Source organism: Kribbella sp. NPDC049174 (assembly GCF_043197365.1).
Classification (GTDB): Bacteria; Actinomycetota; Actinomycetes; order Propionibacteriales; family Kribbellaceae; genus Kribbella.
Window position 1 is genome coordinate 48,678 of sequence record NZ_JBICSZ010000011.1, and the last position, 14,963, is coordinate 63,640.

Annotated in this window: 18 protein-coding genes and 1 pseudogene; 6 read left to right on the top strand and 13 right to left on the bottom strand. The window is 68.4% G+C overall.

All coding sequences use genetic code 11. The annotated features are described in order from the left end of the window. Position 1 precedes the first annotated feature (1 nt). On the top strand, positions 2-1,216 hold the full coding sequence (locus ACGFIF_RS38080) for a sensor histidine kinase (RefSeq protein WP_393161535.1): 1,215 nt from the start codon (positions 2-4) through the stop codon (positions 1,214-1,216). Beyond that, positions 1,213-1,878, top strand: a complete 666-nt coding sequence (locus ACGFIF_RS38085) for a response regulator (protein ID WP_393161537.1) — start codon at positions 1,213-1,215, stop codon at positions 1,876-1,878. Before ACGFIF_RS38080 ends, ACGFIF_RS38085 begins: the two co-directional genes overlap by 4 nt. 152 nt (positions 1,879-2,030) lie before the next feature. Here ACGFIF_RS38085 and ACGFIF_RS38090 read toward each other — a convergent pair whose 3' ends face one another. The 4 genes from ACGFIF_RS38090 to ACGFIF_RS38105 all read right to left on the bottom strand — a co-directional run bounded on the left by ACGFIF_RS38090 (position 2,031) and on the right by ACGFIF_RS38105 (position 3,916). Next, positions 2,031-2,459, bottom strand: a complete 429-nt coding sequence (locus ACGFIF_RS38090; RefSeq protein ID WP_393161539.1) for a hypothetical protein — start codon at positions 2,457-2,459, stop codon at positions 2,031-2,033. Positions 2,460-2,703: 244 nt separating this feature from the next. Further along, complete coding sequence (locus ACGFIF_RS38095; RefSeq protein WP_393161541.1) at positions 2,704-3,135, bottom strand: hypothetical protein; 432 nt, start codon at positions 3,133-3,135, stop codon at positions 2,704-2,706. Between the two features lie 63 nt (positions 3,136-3,198). Further along, positions 3,199-3,546, bottom strand: a complete 348-nt coding sequence (locus tag ACGFIF_RS38100) for a hypothetical protein (protein WP_393161543.1) — start codon at positions 3,544-3,546, stop codon at positions 3,199-3,201. Next, complete coding sequence (locus ACGFIF_RS38105; RefSeq protein ID WP_393161545.1) at positions 3,530-3,916, bottom strand: hypothetical protein; 387 nt, start codon at positions 3,914-3,916, stop codon at positions 3,530-3,532. Before ACGFIF_RS38105 ends, ACGFIF_RS38100 begins: the two co-directional genes overlap by 17 nt. Before the next feature lie 321 nt (positions 3,917-4,237). On the opposite strand from ACGFIF_RS38105, the gene ACGFIF_RS38110 reads away from it, so the two are divergent. Beyond that, positions 4,238-5,038: a GAF and ANTAR domain-containing protein gene (locus tag ACGFIF_RS38110; protein WP_393161547.1), complete on the top strand. Its 801-nt coding sequence runs from the start codon at positions 4,238-4,240 to the stop codon at positions 5,036-5,038. 165 nt (positions 5,039-5,203) lie between these two features. Next, complete coding sequence (locus ACGFIF_RS38115) at positions 5,204-6,145, top strand: acyl-CoA desaturase (RefSeq protein ID WP_393161549.1); 942 nt, start codon at positions 5,204-5,206, stop codon at positions 6,143-6,145. 133 nt (positions 6,146-6,278) lie between these two features. Here ACGFIF_RS38115 and ACGFIF_RS38120 read toward each other — a convergent pair whose 3' ends face one another. Both ACGFIF_RS38120 and ACGFIF_RS38125 read right to left on the bottom strand, forming a co-directional pair. Next, entirely contained in the window at positions 6,279-6,947 is a 669-nt protein-coding gene (locus ACGFIF_RS38120) for a Clp protease N-terminal domain-containing protein (protein ID WP_393161551.1), read from the bottom strand. Between the two features lie 5 nt (positions 6,948-6,952). After that, positions 6,953-7,156 (bottom strand): AsnC family protein, encoded by a 204-nt coding sequence (locus ACGFIF_RS38125; RefSeq protein WP_393161955.1) that lies wholly within the window; start codon positions 7,154-7,156, stop codon positions 6,953-6,955. A gap of 717 nt (positions 7,157-7,873) precedes the next feature. On the opposite strand from ACGFIF_RS38125, the gene ACGFIF_RS38130 reads away from it, so the two are divergent. Continuing rightward, complete coding sequence (locus ACGFIF_RS38130) at positions 7,874-8,566, top strand: hypothetical protein (RefSeq protein ID WP_393161553.1); 693 nt, start codon at positions 7,874-7,876, stop codon at positions 8,564-8,566. 224 nt (positions 8,567-8,790) lie between these two features. Here the strand turns inward: ACGFIF_RS38130 and ACGFIF_RS38135 are convergent, their stop codons facing one another. From ACGFIF_RS38135 to ACGFIF_RS38150, 4 genes are all read right to left on the bottom strand, one after another. Further along, positions 8,791-9,156: a hypothetical protein gene (locus ACGFIF_RS38135; protein WP_393161555.1), complete on the bottom strand. Its 366-nt coding sequence runs from the start codon at positions 9,154-9,156 to the stop codon at positions 8,791-8,793. 34 nt (positions 9,157-9,190) lie between these two features. Next, positions 9,191-9,793, bottom strand: a complete 603-nt coding sequence (locus ACGFIF_RS38140; RefSeq protein WP_393161557.1) for an Hsp20/alpha crystallin family protein — start codon at positions 9,791-9,793, stop codon at positions 9,191-9,193. Between the two features lie 7 nt (positions 9,794-9,800). Then, positions 9,801-10,121: a hypothetical protein gene (locus ACGFIF_RS38145; protein WP_393161559.1), complete on the bottom strand. Its 321-nt coding sequence runs from the start codon at positions 10,119-10,121 to the stop codon at positions 9,801-9,803. 134 nt (positions 10,122-10,255) lie between these two features. Next, positions 10,256-10,657 (bottom strand): lipopolysaccharide assembly LapA domain-containing protein, encoded by a 402-nt coding sequence (locus ACGFIF_RS38150; RefSeq protein WP_393161561.1) that lies wholly within the window; start codon positions 10,655-10,657, stop codon positions 10,256-10,258. A gap of 229 nt (positions 10,658-10,886) precedes the next feature. On the opposite strand from ACGFIF_RS38150, the gene ACGFIF_RS38155 reads away from it, so the two are divergent. Further along, the gene (locus ACGFIF_RS38155) at positions 10,887-11,117 is read left to right on the top strand and encodes a hypothetical protein (RefSeq protein WP_393161563.1); all 231 of its coding nucleotides are present in this window, start codon (positions 10,887-10,889) and stop codon (positions 11,115-11,117) included. Between the two features lie 743 nt (positions 11,118-11,860). On the opposite strand, the gene ptsP is transcribed toward ACGFIF_RS38155, so the two are convergent. The 3 genes and pseudogenes from ptsP to dhaL all read right to left on the bottom strand — a co-directional run bounded on the left by ptsP (position 11,861) and on the right by dhaL (position 14,955). After that, complete coding sequence (gene ptsP, locus ACGFIF_RS38160; RefSeq protein ID WP_393161957.1) at positions 11,861-13,921, bottom strand: phosphoenolpyruvate--protein phosphotransferase; 2,061 nt, start codon at positions 13,919-13,921, stop codon at positions 11,861-11,863. Further along, positions 13,916-14,317: pseudogene (gene dhaM / locus ACGFIF_RS38165) on the bottom strand (dihydroxyacetone kinase phosphoryl donor subunit DhaM); the annotation flags it as partial. The gene ptsP and the pseudogene dhaM, both read right to left, overlap by 6 nt. Further along, positions 14,314-14,955 (bottom strand): dihydroxyacetone kinase subunit DhaL, encoded by a 642-nt coding sequence (gene dhaL, locus ACGFIF_RS38170; RefSeq protein ID WP_393161565.1) that lies wholly within the window; start codon positions 14,953-14,955, stop codon positions 14,314-14,316. The pseudogene dhaM and the gene dhaL, both read right to left, overlap by 4 nt. Positions 14,956-14,963: the final 8 nt, after the last annotated feature.

Consider the following 14,963-nt stretch of genomic DNA (forward strand, 5'->3'; position numbering starts at 1 on the left):
CGTGATCGACCTTGAGCAGTACACCGAACGCAACCCCTGGCTGACCGACGCCGTGATCGTGACCGCGCTCTTCGGGGGCGCGGTACTCGGCCTGACCCTGGTGGGTCCGGGCGAGGGCCGCCCGGACAACGTATGGGGCGCTGCGCTGCTGACCGGGCTTGCCTGCCTGACCCTCCTGAAGGCGCGCGGCCACGCCCGCACAGCGGTGGTCGTGACGACCTTGTGCGCAGTCGTCACCGGCAGCCTCGGCTACCTGCTCACCCCGCTCCTGCTGGCCCCGGTGATGGTGGCGCTGTATTGGCTGGCGGCAACAACCACGCCACGGACCAGCTGGACGTTCGGCGGCATCACGACCGCTGCTGTCGTCGCGACTGCGGTCGGCCTCGACAACTTCGACGAGATGGTGGCACTGCGGGCGCTGGGGCCTGCGCTCTGGCTGCTCTTGCCGCTGGCCCTCGGCAGCAGTTCGCGACTGCGGCGCGCGTACCTCGACGCCGTACACGCGCGAGCGGAGTACGCCGAACGGACCCGCGAGGAGGAGGCCAGATTACGGGTGAGTGAGGAACGCCTGCGGATCGCTCGAGATCTTCACGACATCGTGGCCCACCACATGGCCGTCGCGCACGCTCAGGCCGGCACCGCAGCGCACCTGCTCGACAGCAACCCCCAACTCACCAAGACAATGCTCGCCGACCTGCAAGCCACCACCACCACAGCCATGCTCGACCTGCGGGACACCATCGGCGTCTTGCGCACAGGCGGCGCGGACGACGAATCACTGGAGCCGGCGCCCGGCCTGGCCAAGCTCCCGGACCTGCTGACCTCTTGCAGATCGGCAGGGCTACAGGTCACCTGTGAAGTGGAAGGTGAGCCGCAGGAGCTGCCGTCCGGCATCGATCTGAGCGCCTACCGCATCATTCAAGAGGCTCTGACAAACGCCACCAAGCACAGCTCGACCGGCAGCGCTCATCTCAGCCTCCACTACAGGAACGGAGCCCTCACGATCACGGTCGGTAACAACAGCAGCCCGACCGTGCCGCCGCAGTCGGATACGCCGGGCTTCGGCCTCACCGGCATGCACGAGCGCGCCAAAGCCGTTGGCGGCCACCTGACCGTCAACGACGTGAACCCCGGAACCTTCGAGGTCGTTACCACCCTCCCTCTTCAGACCCACCTAGCTCCGCTCCGCCTCCCGACCATCCCGACGTCGTCATGACGATCCGAGTGCTCCTCGCCGATGATCAGGCCCTCCTCCGTGGGACCTTCCGGATCCTCATCGACTCCTGCCAGGACCTTGAGGTCGTCGCCGAGGCAGCCGACGGCGCCGAGGCCGTCGAACTCACCCGGCTCCACCATCCTGACGTCGTACTGATGGACTTGCGCATGCCGGGAACCGACGGGCTCACCGCCACCGAAACAATCTGCGCCGACCCCGACCTCGCCGACACCCGCGTCCTGGTCCTCACCACTTTCGAGAACGATGACCATGTCGCCCGCGCACTCCGCGCCGGCGCCAGCGGCTTCCTCGGCAAGTACGTCACCACCGACGCTCTCCTCGACGCCATCCGCTTGATCGCCACCGGCGAAAGCCTGCTGTCCGCGGGCGCCACCAAGGCCCTCATCACCCAATTTCTCGCCACCTCGCCGCCGACACCCGCCAGCCCCGCCCTTCGCGACCTCACCAACCGCGAACTCGAGGTCATGAAACTGGCAGCCCGAGGTCACGCAAACGCCGAGATCGCCGCGGCCCTCCACCTGAGCGTCCTCACCGTCCGCACCCATATCCAGCGCGCCATGACCAAACTCGGTGCCCGAGACCGAGCCCAGCTCGTAGTCCTCGCCTACCAGAACAGGCTCGTCACGCCCGACCCCCGCTGACGAGGGCTCCCCGGCCGGCGTCTCGGATGGTGCGAGTCGAGGTCGATATGGATCCAAGCGACGTCGAGCGGGTGCCGTGAACCTCGGTTCACTGTCGGGTGTTGAGCTGAGTCATCAGTTCGCCCTTGGCCGCTCGGCCCGCGGCCAGCTCATCACTGCGTACTTCGAGCTGGTGGCGCCAGCTCGAGGAGTTGTTGTTCGAGGCCGGTGAGTGCCTGCTGGAGGCTTCGGATGTCGTCGGGCGCGCCGAGGCCACTATCGCGAAAGACAGCCTCACCAAGGCTGTCCGACAGCCGGTTCTCCAGTGCCCGGATGTGTTGCTGCAGCCGCGTGTTGTGCCCGCGGGTGTTGAGCAGGTCGGCGCGAAGAGATGCGACGCGGACGGTGCCGTTGATCAACGATACCGAGCTGCCGCTCGACGTTCGGCTCAGCGGCGCACTGGCACTCCTGTTCGGCCTGACGATGCCATCGATCGCAGCCTGACCGACGATGACGTCGACCAGCGAACCGACGGAGTGCACCTGAGAATCGGTGAGAAGTTCTTCCAGTTGCCGCCCAGGCTCGCCGACCTGGTCCGGCAACAGTTGGACCACAGGTCCGACCCATCCGCTGTCGGCGCAGCCGCGGCGAACTCGTCTCAGCCGCCGCCCGCATCGGTCTACCCCCCAACGAAGCCGACCGCACCATCACCTCAGGACTCGACGCCGGCGAACGACACCCCCGCCAACGCAACGCCTAGCCCTTGCCTCAGGCCGCAGAAGGGGCCTCAGGAAGCCCACCCAATGGCTCTCCTGAGGCCCCTTCTCGATGCCAACCCCGCTTTGGTCAGCTCGCGTGCGCTTGCTCAACCTGGATCGGCGGCACACCCGAGCGTCGCCACGTCCAGGCGAACGTCGTGGCGACTCCCTCGACGTAACCCGGGCGACCCGGCCACTGCCACCGCCCGACCAGCCGCTCAGCGTACAGGGTCTCTTCCTCGATGAGCTCCTCGATGACCCACGCACTTTTCAGGGTCAGCGGCGTCTTGGCCATCTCACCGTTGCGACCGTCGATCGGGCCGTCGTACGGAACCCACGCGTTAGCGATCCACCGGCACGCCGCGAGCACCCCGACCAGGTACCAATCGACCTGATCTTCAGCACGCAACGCATCGCCGCGCTGCTCGGCCTGCCACCACAGATGAGCGAAGTCCGTCACCTTCACGCCGCGCAGGTGTTCCCGTCGGATGCGGTCGAAATCCCGGCCCATCAGCTCCATACCACAACACGATCCCACCGGCCACGGACACTTTCTAGCGGAGCCTCGTGTTCACGCGCCCTGTCACGGCAGCGTCTGCAGTTCCTCGATCTCCGTACGCGCATCGTGCAGTGCAGTGACGGCACGTTGAATGAGGTCTTCTGCCCGGGTCAGGTGGCCGGCCATCCGGTCGATCACGTCGTCCGGGTCCTCGCTCGGGTCGACGAATCGGTCTTGAGGCATCTGAGTCATCCGGTGCAACCCGGCCGCAACCAGGCGGAGCACGTGGATCTGAGCAGCGCCCGCGGAGGACAAGCGCAGCAAGAACCACCAGGCGACTTCCGGCCGCACCAGCTCCGACATCGACCCGGCCAGCTCGGCCGACGCCTTGTCGATCTGCCGAGCGAGAGCAACCTCAGGCTCGCCTTTCATGTCTCCCAATTCCTGCACCTTCCTGGCCCACGGCACCACGAAACGGCGCGAGGAACGGCGACAACATGAACACCACGTAGTGCGAGAAGCCGAGGAAGAACCAAACCCCGAGTACACCCAGCAGCAAGAACCCAATGACGATCTTGGCCAGGATCGACAACATCCGATGCCGCAAGCAAAAGACGATCACCCGGCCCATCAGGCGGGCGGGCAGGGTGAGCCAGTACAGCAGCAGCGACAGCGCCCGAGGCACCGCCAGATGGTGCGCCGGCTCATGCGCCAACACAGCCTCGAGGTGGCGTTCGGGCGGGGCTGGACCGCCGGTCGTCGCCTCCTGCGGCGTTTCGCCGGGCAGGACTGACGCACTCACCAACCCCCAAGGAACGCTGCCTGGACAGCGAGGTAGTCCCGTCCGTGGGGCTCGGCCTGAGGACGCAGGGAAACGGGGCGTTCGACCTGCCTGTCCAGCCATGGACTTCAGTGGCGCTGCGGGTGCGGATTGGCGGTATCGTTCGAAGCATCACACCGGTTCTGACTTCGGAACGGCGTGCTCGGCTGCCCTAGACCTCGACGGCCCTCCAATGCTGTGTTATTGCAGGGAGTCGGGCCCATGTCTCTCACACGCACTGCGGATCATCAGCCCATTGCAGCTGGCAGTTACCGCCCCAGTTCACGTTCGCCCGCGACAGGCGTGGTGGTAGCTGCCGGGTTCGCGCAGTTGGCGATGGAGCTGTACGGCGCGGCGAGCATGGCCGAGACGGTGGGCCGGGTGCTGGAGTGCGCGCGGCGCGCCACCGGGTGCGACTGCGCCGGAGTGGTTCTGGTGCAGCGCGGCAGGGGTCTGCAGACCGCCGGTGTCACGGACCAACGGGTCGAGCAGGCTGACCGACTGCAACTGGAGTACGGCGAGGGGCCCTGTGTCCCGGTGAGCAGGGAGCACCACAGCGTCTTGGTCTGCGACACCACTGTCGACCCGCGGTGGCCGCGGTGGAGTCCACGGGTGGCCGAGCTGGGTCTGCGCAGCGTCCTCACCGTCTGGCTATTCACTACCCGGTCGACCCTCGGCGCGCTCAACCTCTATCGAACACGTCCGGGCCAGTTCACCGCCGCCGATGAGGCCACCGCGCGTCTGCTGGCCCGGCACGCCGCGGTCGCCGTCGCGACCGTCCGGGAAGCGTCGACGCTGGCACACGCGGTGGAGGCCCGCACGCTCATCGGCCAGGCCCAGGGCCTGTTGATGGAACGCTTCGCGATCGACGCCGACCAGGCGTTCGCGGTGCTCCGCCGCTATTCGCAAGACAACAACGTCAAGCTCCGCATCGTGGCCGACGAGTTGGTCACCACCCGCCGGCTTCCCACCAGAACACCACCCGGCGCCGCCGATGGATCTCCGACGAGCCAGCTGACCGGCGGGTCGGCCTTGGTCGGCGATGTGGAGTGGGAGGCGGTGCGGTCAGGTGTCATCGTTACGAGTGGAGCCGCGAGCGGATGATCGTGCGTCGGGCATCTGTTGGATTCGTCGTCGGTCCGCCCGGGCCGATCGAGACGTCGAGGCTTTCGGGGTCAGCAGCGACGTGCTTGGACGCGCAAGTGGCGGCTCACGAAGCCCCACCCGTGCTCGGGTGTCGGTCTGAGGAGAAGTATCTAGGAGTGAACCATGACTTCAGCAGCAGGCTCCGATGATTCTCCTCCGGGCGAATTCCAACCCGTTGGTGGCAAGCTCGAGCGTGGGCTCATCTGGGTGTTCATCGTCGTGCCTACTCTCGCGCTACTGCCAGGGATCTTCTTTGCCTGGGGCGGGTGGATCGGCTGGCACGACGTCGTCCTCCTGGTCGTGTTCTACGTGGTCACCGCCACCGGCATCGGCGCCGGTTACCACCGCGGCTTCACCCACGGCTCCTTCAAGAGCAAGCGTGGCCTGAAGATCGGACTCGCGATCGCCGGCAGTATGGCGCTTGAAGGACCCGTCATCCGCTGGGTAGCCGACCACCGCAAACACCACAAGTTCTCCGACCGAGATGGAGATCCACACTCGCCCTGGCGCTACGGCACCACCGCTTGGGCGGTGACCAAGGGGTTCATTTTTGCCCATGTCGGGTGGGTGCTCTGGGGTGAAGATCGCGCTGACCCGAGGCACTACGCCCCAGACCTGCTGAACGACCGCGACATGGCATCGATTACGAGGCACTTCCGTGGATTGGCGGCGATCTCTCTGCTAGCACCGGCGCTCATCGGTGGACTGTGGGACAGGTCGTGGCACGGTGCCGCAACCGGATTCTTCTGGGGCACTCTCGTCCGTATCGCCCTGATGCACCACGTCACATTCTCGATCAACTCGATCTGTCATGTCACCGGCGAGAAACCCTTCGACGCCCGCGACCGGTCAGGAAACGTCTGGTGGCTTGCCGTCCTAAGTCAGGGCGAGTCATGGCACAACCTGCACCACGCCGACCCCACTTGCGCACGCCACGGCGTTCTCAAGGGACAGGTCGACGTCAACGCCTGGTTCATCAAGGGATTCGAACGGCTTGGCTGGGCGTACGACGTCAAATGGCCAGACCAGGAACGCCTCCAAAGAAAGCGCGCTGCCGCCGCTTGACCTGGTGAGCTCCAACCATCCGCGACACGGACGCCGGGCCTGACAGACCGAGGTACACGAGCCGACCCCTCGACCAGTGCAGGAAAGGCTAGTTGTCTGAACTCGTCAGGTGTGGCGATATGCGCTGCCAGGGTCAGGGGGCGGATCCCAGGTCGGCGGACAGTTGGGCACGCAGCCGGCCGGGGTCGAGGCCATGCGCCGCCAGGAGCGCGGCAGCCGGTTTGCTCGCCCCGATGCTCCACCCCAGCTGGGCAAGGTGTTTGCGGCCGCGTCGGCCCAATCCGGCGCCAAACGGGTCAGCCGCGTCCTGCAACACCCCGTACAACAGGTGCTCCGGACCTGCGTCGTGCCCTCGGCTGTCTGCGTACTCGACCGCGAGGGCCAAGGCCGGCTTGGCCAAGAACGGCTTCCCGCACAGCGGGTTGCGGCGTCGACCACCGCCACGCCACCACGGCCGTCGACTTGCTCGCCAGACCGCCTCGCCGACCGCGTCCGGGCCGAACGCCGCCTTCAGTTGCCGTTCGACCTGGCCGACGTCAATCCCCACCGCGCGCAGAGTTGCGGCATCGTCGCCACGCGACTGTGGGATGCGCCCCGCCGCTGTGAGGCGCAGCAGATCGGTCCTCGCGGCCGCGAGGTCCAAGCCGTGCTCACGCAGGAACCGCTGGGCGGAGCCCGCGTCATCGCCCAACAGGCCGAGCAGGACGTGCTCGTCCCCGATGTAGCCGTGGCCGAGTTCCTCGGCCTCATTCTGCGCGGCGACAATCACGCGCCGCGCCTCAGGCGTGAACCGATCCCACATCGCCGTCACCGGCCCCGGAATCGCAGTCCGTGCTTGTAGTGCACGGCCTGCTTGGACACGCCCAGCCGGCGGGCGATGTCCCGCCAAGACCAGCCCTGCGCCCGGGCGTTGTCGACCTGCAGCGCCTCGAGCACCTCGACCAGACCGCGCAGCGCCACCACCGCGGCCAACCCGGTCTCGGGGTCCGGGCCTGTCGCCGCCTCCACCATCCGCCTCGCCTCATCCAACTCGACACCCACACCGTCAAGCTAGATTGACGCTCGTCGATCGTCAAGCGTCTTTGACGCCTGCCATGTGTGTCTGCGAGCCTTGGCCTGCCGCTCTCAAGCTCAAGGGGTTCGGGTCGGGCCGGCCAACACACGTCGGGCAGCAGCCAAGCTGACCTCGGTCGACCGACGCGACCCGTCGGCCCGGCCAACGGACCGATGCTCGGCAGCGCCTCCACAGAACGTCAACGGCCCCCGAGGCCGCCGGATGACAAGGGTCAGTAAAGGAAGCCGTCGTACTTCGGCTCGTACTGAGACCCGTGCCATAAACCTGAATGCGGATCCGCGTCGCGCCAGGCCAGCCGCGCCTGTCTCGAAGGTGACGAACCGCGGGATCAAGGCGCACACTGAAAGCGCCCTACGCAGTGCCCCGAAAGAGGGGGATTCGCCATGCACAGACGACACTCCAGACACCTCCACCGGCGCCCAGCCATCACCACGCCGACGCAGCCCAACTCCGTCCCGCCTCCACACAACGCTTCGACCGAGACCCGCATCAACCGGATGCTGATCATCGCCCGCTACCGGGCATGGCGCCAAGCCCGGCATTAGCGACCGGCAGCCACCGCGACCCTCATGGAGCGCCGCTCGAAGCATGCCGTGCTGCAACGCAGCGTGGACAGCGGTGGGCCACCATCGAGCGCTGAAAGGAGTCCGGCGATGAGTTGGCGGTTGGTGCCCGATAACGAGGCATTCGCACTGATGTACCGGCGCGCCGAGAACCTGCTGCAAGGGCTGTCGCGAGTCGAGCAAGGCACGGCGGCCGAAGCGGGCCCGGGGCTGTTGCCGACGGCGTTGACAGGCGGCGAGGCGCTGGGCGCGTTGCAACGGGCAGGAGAGGTACTGCGAGATGCGCTGGACGCGTTCAGCGTGCCGCCGGCCGGCCCAGGCCAAAGCATTCGACCGCGGGTGTTCGCGGAAGGGCGGGAGCTGATGCCGCTGCGGGTCGTCTGGATTTCGCAGGCCGCCATCGAGACACTCGCAGCGGCGCTCAGAGTGATCAACCTCGCCCTGGCGCCGGTCGACCGGGCCGCGGTGCTCGACCCAGAGCAGCGCAGGCGCCTCGACGACCTCGCTGAACTGCTCGACGACTTCGCCCCCGACCTGGATCTGTGGACCGGCACGCCGCACCCGATCGGGCCCAAGGAACTGCTGCAGCCGCTCGGCCGGTTGATCGCCCTGCTGGATCTGCCCGGCGACGACGACACCAGGGTGCTGCTCGCGGTCCTGCAGGCCAACCCGGATGCTGACGTCGAACTCGCCGCGCGCCAGGCCGCGGCCTACGATCGGGTCGCAGAGCGGATCAACCTGCTACTGACCGACGGCGACCCCCTGCACCAGATCCTCTTCTGACCTGCGCCGCGATCGCAGTGGCAACAGGATCGAGATGGCGTGTCGGCCCGGACTCCCGAACTTGGCCCGCCGCCGACAAGTAGCGGCTGTGTGGCCCTGGGCACGCTCTACGGTGCAGGCCATGCGCCGAAGAGTGGACGTCAGGGGATCTGGTGGCGTCGTGGACGACTGGCCCCTGGTTGGCCCCGGGCCCCGGCGTTGAGGCTACAGCGCCGGGGTCGCGCCTATGGGTTGGTGGGCCGCTGCGTCGACGGGTCCGGTGAGGCGTCAGCCTGATAGGCAACGGGGTCGTCGGCGGCGATGGCTTGGCTGGCGGGTTCGGTGGCGGTGGTCGGCGTGGTGTCGAGCTGGTGGCGTAGCTCTTGGACCTCCTTGCGGCGGCGGTAGCCGCGGCGCATGCCCTTCTTGAGCAGCCAGAGCCCGAGGACCAGCGTGGCCGCGGTTGCGGCGCCGGCAAAGAAGACACCCGCCACCGTGACGCCGAGGCTGGCGCCGAAGACCTCCAGGTTTGCGTCGTCGGCGGACGAGGCGGCCACGCCGAACCCGAGCGTCACGGCGACGGCAATAAGGATCAGTGCGAGCACAATCATGGCAGCGGCCTCCCGGAATCGATGCTGTTCCCGCTCACCCGCCGTTGGGCGGCGGGTCGCTGGCTGGGTCGCCTCCCGTCGCCTTGGTCGCATCTGTCGATGACGCTGCTGGTGGCGTGTCGCTGATCTCGATGCGGCGACCTTTGGCGGCTTGGGCCTTGGGTGCGTGGACGGTGAGGACCCCGTTGGCCAGTGTGGCTTCGATCGTGTCGCCGTCGACGGCGCCGGGCAGGGTGATGGTGTGGTCGAACGGGCCGGTGCGGCGGGCCTGCTGGTGCAGGATGCCGATCCGTTCCCGGTCTGTGACCTCGCCGTGCAGGGTGAGCTGGCGGTCGTTCCACTCGAGGGTGAGAGTGTCGCGGGGCACGCCGGGCAGGTCGATCTCGACCAGGTAGGCGTCGTCGGTCTCCTCGATGTCGACCGGGGACCGCCACGAGCGCAGGTCGACTTCCTCGGCCAGGTTGTGCATCATCTGGTTCATCCGCCGGTAGATGTCGTCGAGGTGGGCGAACGGTTCGCTCGGCCGCCAGCGCATCGGTTGCCCCGGCCGGTCCTGGCCGGCTGACTCTACCTGGTCCTGCCCGGAGGGTTGGTCCGGTTGGACGGGCCTGATGTGGCGTCGGATTGGTCGCGCCATGGTGGTGTCACCTCTTCTGTGGGGGTTCGGAGCCGTCCGTCCCGGACGCGAGATCTGGCGCCGCGCGGGTCGCCTCGCCGGGTTTCGGTTGGGCCGTCGGCTGGTCGGGAAGGTCGTGGGGTTGTCGTGCGGGGGTACTGGGTCGGCGGACGCGGGCGGCGTTGATCCAGACCAGGTATCCGTGGCAGTCGATCAGCACTTGGGAGCCGAGGCGGCCGGCTCGGATGGCGTGGGCCTTGGCGGTCAGCCATCGGCCACCGAGCAGCACCTGCACGGGCACAGGGCCGGCCGCCGTGGGCCGCTGCGCCTTACGTCGGCTGCTCGCCACTGCGATTCGCCTTCCTCGCCGTGGGGTTCGGGCGCCTGGTGGACCCTGGCTTCCTGGCTAGCGCCCCTCCAGGCGAGGACTGCGGGCACCGGGATCCGGCCGCGCCACCTGGCGCCGGGTCCCGATGCCCAGACTCAGTGACGCTGCCGGGGGTCGCGGACGAGCCGGCGCAGCTGGGTTACCCGCGCGGTGCCGACCACCATGGCGACGATGCCGACGCCGACGCCGGCGATCAGCAGGGCCAGCGCCAGCGGCACGGACCCGTTCATCCACAGGAAGCTGACCTCGACGCGGCGGGTGTTTTGCAGCATGAACACGATCAGCACCACGAGCGTGAGCACGGCGGCGCAGATCCCGACCCAGGTGGCGCCCGCGCGGGTGCGGGGCACCGGACCCGGCGAGGGCGCCGGTGCCGCTGCAGGCTCGGTCGAGGCTGCGGGGGGTGGGATCGTTGCGGGTGTTGGATCCGCGGCGGCCGTGTCAGCAGGATCCGCCGGGGTCTTCGGTGATTTCCGGGTGCGGTGCAAGACGGACATGGCGTCTTCCTTGCGGGGAGCCGGTGTGGCTGGCACCTCAGGAGTGGAGTGTCGTCGGTCCGGACACCCCTATCTTACGCCGGTTCAGAGAACATGGATTCTCTAATACGATCGCTCCTGTGAGTTCAGAGAACACCTCCCCGGCGCCGGTGGACCACCCACAACCGGTTCAGAGAACAAGGCGCCCGGCCAGCGGGGGCGCAGACCGACGTCACTGCCGACGCCGCTGGTGGCGGTGCTCGACCAGTACGCCGGCGACCTCGCCCGCGCGGACCTGACCGCGCAGGCCCGGCGCACCTACCTGTCCAGGGTCCGGATGTACCTGGCCTGGCTGGCCGACGCCGCCGTCGACGGCAACCCGCTCACCGACCAGGCAGGGCCCAGACGCTGCGATTCCAGCGTCGACGGCGGACGGAGCCGGTACACCTTTCGCGCAAGCAGATCCTCTACGCGCCGGTGAGCGACGACCACAACAGCCGACAGGACCCAGACCGCCAGACCGACCCAGTACAGGGCGCGGTTCGGCACACCGAGGAATTGAATCGAGAGCCAGCTCCACCACAGCCATGGAAGAGCAAACGCCAGCTCGACCCACGCTGACGTCTTCACCTCCCGGATGAACCGCGGCAGCTGGGGAGGAGAGATCGAAGGTGGTCGCTATCGGACGGCCAGCAGACTGGACGGCCTGTGCAAGTGGCGGGCGAGCTACTGGAGCAGGCGGGGCTTGGCGGACGGGTAGCCCTTTGGTCCCGGCGCCCGACGTATGACGGTTGCTGTGGGCATCGTTCATCCCGGCACGGTAACCACAGGCCGAGCGCCGATCCAGGGATTTGCAGCTTGTTGCCGAGCTGGATCCGGGCGGCGCTGGATCAGTCAGGTACGTAGGGCGATGCGCACCGACATGCCGCCCGCCGCGTGGCATCACTCGTGGCACAAAACGTCGGATACTCCTGAGGAATCTCGCGTCTGCTGCGGGCGACCGTGTTACCAAAATCGCTCGTAGAGAGCAGATATGACGCCGACGTTCCTTCTCGTAATGAGAAGGTCGTCGGTTCGACTCCGACAGGCGAGGGCGTGCAGGAAGGTCGACGTGTCGACGTCGTCGGCGCGGCCGGTTGAATTCCTTTCCTTCCTGGCTTTTCGATCGTGGGCCGCTAGGCCCTTCGCGCAAACTTGCGCACTGCGTCCGCCGGGGCAGCGCCGTCATCTAAGCAGGGCCCGCACCTCGGCAGGTCCGGTCGCGGTGAGGCACTGGGGCAGGAGGTCATGGTCTGGTGCGGCCGCGGCGAGGCGGACAGCTTGCTTTACCCGTGGCGCCGAGGCCGGCGCGACGCTCAGCTCCCGGATCCCGAGGGCCACGAGCAGCGCCGCCGCTTTCTCGTCTGCCGCCAGCTCGCCGCAGACCGCGACCAGGCACCTCCCGCTGGCTGCTCGGCAAACCGAGTCGACGAGCCTCAACACGCCGGGATCGAGCGGGTCACCGATGGCCGCGACCGCGGGATTTCCTCGCTCGGCCGCGAGCGCGTACTGGGTCAGGTCGTTGGTGCCGATGCTGAAGAAGTCGACATGAGGTGCGAAGGCCTCGGCCTTGAGGGCGGTGGCGGGCACCTCGACCATGATGCCGACCTGGAGGTCGTCCGGCGTGCCGCGGCCGTCGAGCTCGATGACGTGCTGTAGACGGCGCCGCGCTTCGAGCAGCTCGTCCAGGGTGCTCACCATGGGGAACATCACGCTCACCGGGGTCTCGTGCGCCACGTGGACGATCGCCTGCAGCTGGTCGTGCAGCAGGTCCCGCTGGGCGAGCGCGAGGCGGATTCCCCGCATGCCGAGGAAGGGGTTGTTCTCGGGTGGCTGCGGCGCATAGGGGAGAGGCTTGTCCCCGCCGACGTCGAGCGTGCGGAGGGTCACTCGCCGGCCGTCGAGTGCGGCGGCGAGCGCACGATAGACCTCCACCTGCTGCTCGACGGTCGGCGCTTCCCGGCGGTCGAGGTAGAGGAACTCGGTGCGAACGAGGCCGGCGAGATCTGCTCCGTGTGCCGCAGCCGCCTGCGCGTCGGCTACTGAGCCGATGTTCGCCCCGACCAGGATCTCGACCCCGTCCGCGGTGATGGCAGGCGCATGCGCGGCTTCCATGGCGAGCGTCGCGGCGGCTCGGGCGCGTTCGTCCAGCGCCTCGAGTTGGTGCCGCGTGTCCGCGTCGGGGTTGACGTACAGCTTGCCGGACGTGCCGTCGAGAGCGATCGTCGAGCCCGGCGGGATCGCCAGCACGCCGGCGCCTGCGGCGACGATCGCTGGGATTGCCCGCGAGCGGGCCAGGATGGCGTTGTGTCCGGTTGGGCTCCCCGAGGCGAGCACCAAGCCCTTGACCCGGGTCGGGTCTAGGCCGGCCACTTGGGCCGGTGTGAGGTCGTCGGCGATGACCACGCCCTGGCCGTCGATGAGGATTTCGGGCGCCCCGACCAGGACGCGAGCCACTTGCTGGCCGACCGCATGGACGTCGGCTGCCCGGGCCCGAAGGTACGGATCCGGGACCGCTGCGAACTCGGACTCTACCGCGCCGATGGCGTCCAGCCAGGCTCGGGGAGCCGCGAGCCCGGTGCGGATGCGAGTGTGTACGTCATCCAGCAGCTCGGCGTCGTCGATGAGCATGAGGTGGGCGTCGAAGATCCCGGCCTCGCCCACGCCGGCTTCTTGTGCCGCAGTCACTCGCACGCGCTGGATCTGTCGTCGTACCTCGGCGACCGCAGCGCGCAGCCGCCGCCACTCGACGACCTCGTCTTCGGCCTCCTCGTCCGGTACGTCGACGTCGGCCGAGCGGATGGGGATCGCCGGTCCGATGGCGATGCCGGGTGAGGCAGCGAGCGGGCCGCCGTTGTGCGCCACGGGGGCAGCCTGCTCGGTGGCAGCGGGCTCGGGCTCGTCGAACCGGCGCTCGGCGAGGTCAACGACGTGCTGGAGCGCCTCACGTGCCTGAGCTCCGGTGGCACTGACCTCGACGCGGTGGCCGTGGAGAGCTCCGAGCGCGGCGACCCGGGACAGGCTGGTCGCCGGTACCGGCCCGGCTCCGGTGTCGAGGTTGCGCAGTTGCACGCGGGCGTCGTACCGCCGTGCCTCCTGGACGAGGCGGGCGGCCGGGCGGGCATGCAGGCCATGTGGGTTGAGGATCTTGACGACGGCCGACAGTGGCACGGCCGCGACGGTGGCCGTCCCTGCCGCATCGCTGTGGGGCCGATCGAGATCGACCGTGTCCACGATGGGGTTCACATGTGACTGCTTTGCCGCCAGCGACCCGACCGCCTCCGCGGCGACCTCCGCGGGAGGTGCTCCTCCGGCTGCTGCGACGGCCGCGACGACAAGCCCCTCAACGAGCGGTGCTGGGCACAGCACCACCCGCTCGCGTAGGGCGGGGTCGATCATGTCCAGGGCCATCTCCGCCGACAGGACCGCGCTGCCGAGGTCCATCAAGACGACGACACCATCGCCGTCATCCGCGGCGGTAATCGCCTCGACGATGGCGGTGGCATCGGTGCCGAACGTCGTTGCGTCCAGTCCGGCTGCGACCGCGATGCGCACCCGGGACCCGTGCAGCATCTCTGAGGCCAGGGCTACGGATGCGTCGGCCAGTGCACGACTGTGTGAGACCACCACTAGGCCGGTCACCGCATCGTCCCCGCGCCCAGAACCCGCGCCAGCGTCGACACCAGCAGGGCCGACGACGTGGCCCCTGGGTCCTGGTGACCGACGCTGCGCTCGCCGAGATACGAGGCCCTGCCCTTGCGCGCGAGCATCGGGGTGGTCGCGTCGCGACCCGTGTCAGCCGCCGCGGCGGCTCGCTGCACGGCGGTGGCCAGATCCAGCCTCGCAGCGAACGCGTCGTCGAGGGCATCACAGGCCGGCGCGAGCGCGTCGTACATCGTCTTGTCTCCGGCCTGGGCGCGTCCGCGCGCGACCACCCCGTCCAGGCCCGCTCGCAGCGCGGCCGCGAACCGAGCCGGATCCAGCGCCTCCGCGTCGCCAACGGCCGCGGACATGCGCAGGAAGAAGGTGCCGTAGAGGGGTCCGCTGGCACCACCCACCGTGCGTACCAGGGTCATTCCTGTGGTCTTGAGGAGTACGCCGGGCGACGCGTCGGCCAGGTCATCGAGCGCGGCGACCACCTCGGTCAGGCCACGGTCGAGATTGATGCCGTGGTCGGCGTCGCCGATCGCCGCGTCGAGCTGCGTGAGGAGATTGCGGTTGGCGGCGATCTCCCCGGCGAAGGCACCCAGCCAGGCCCTGACCTCCGTGGCGTCGATCATCGTCGTCA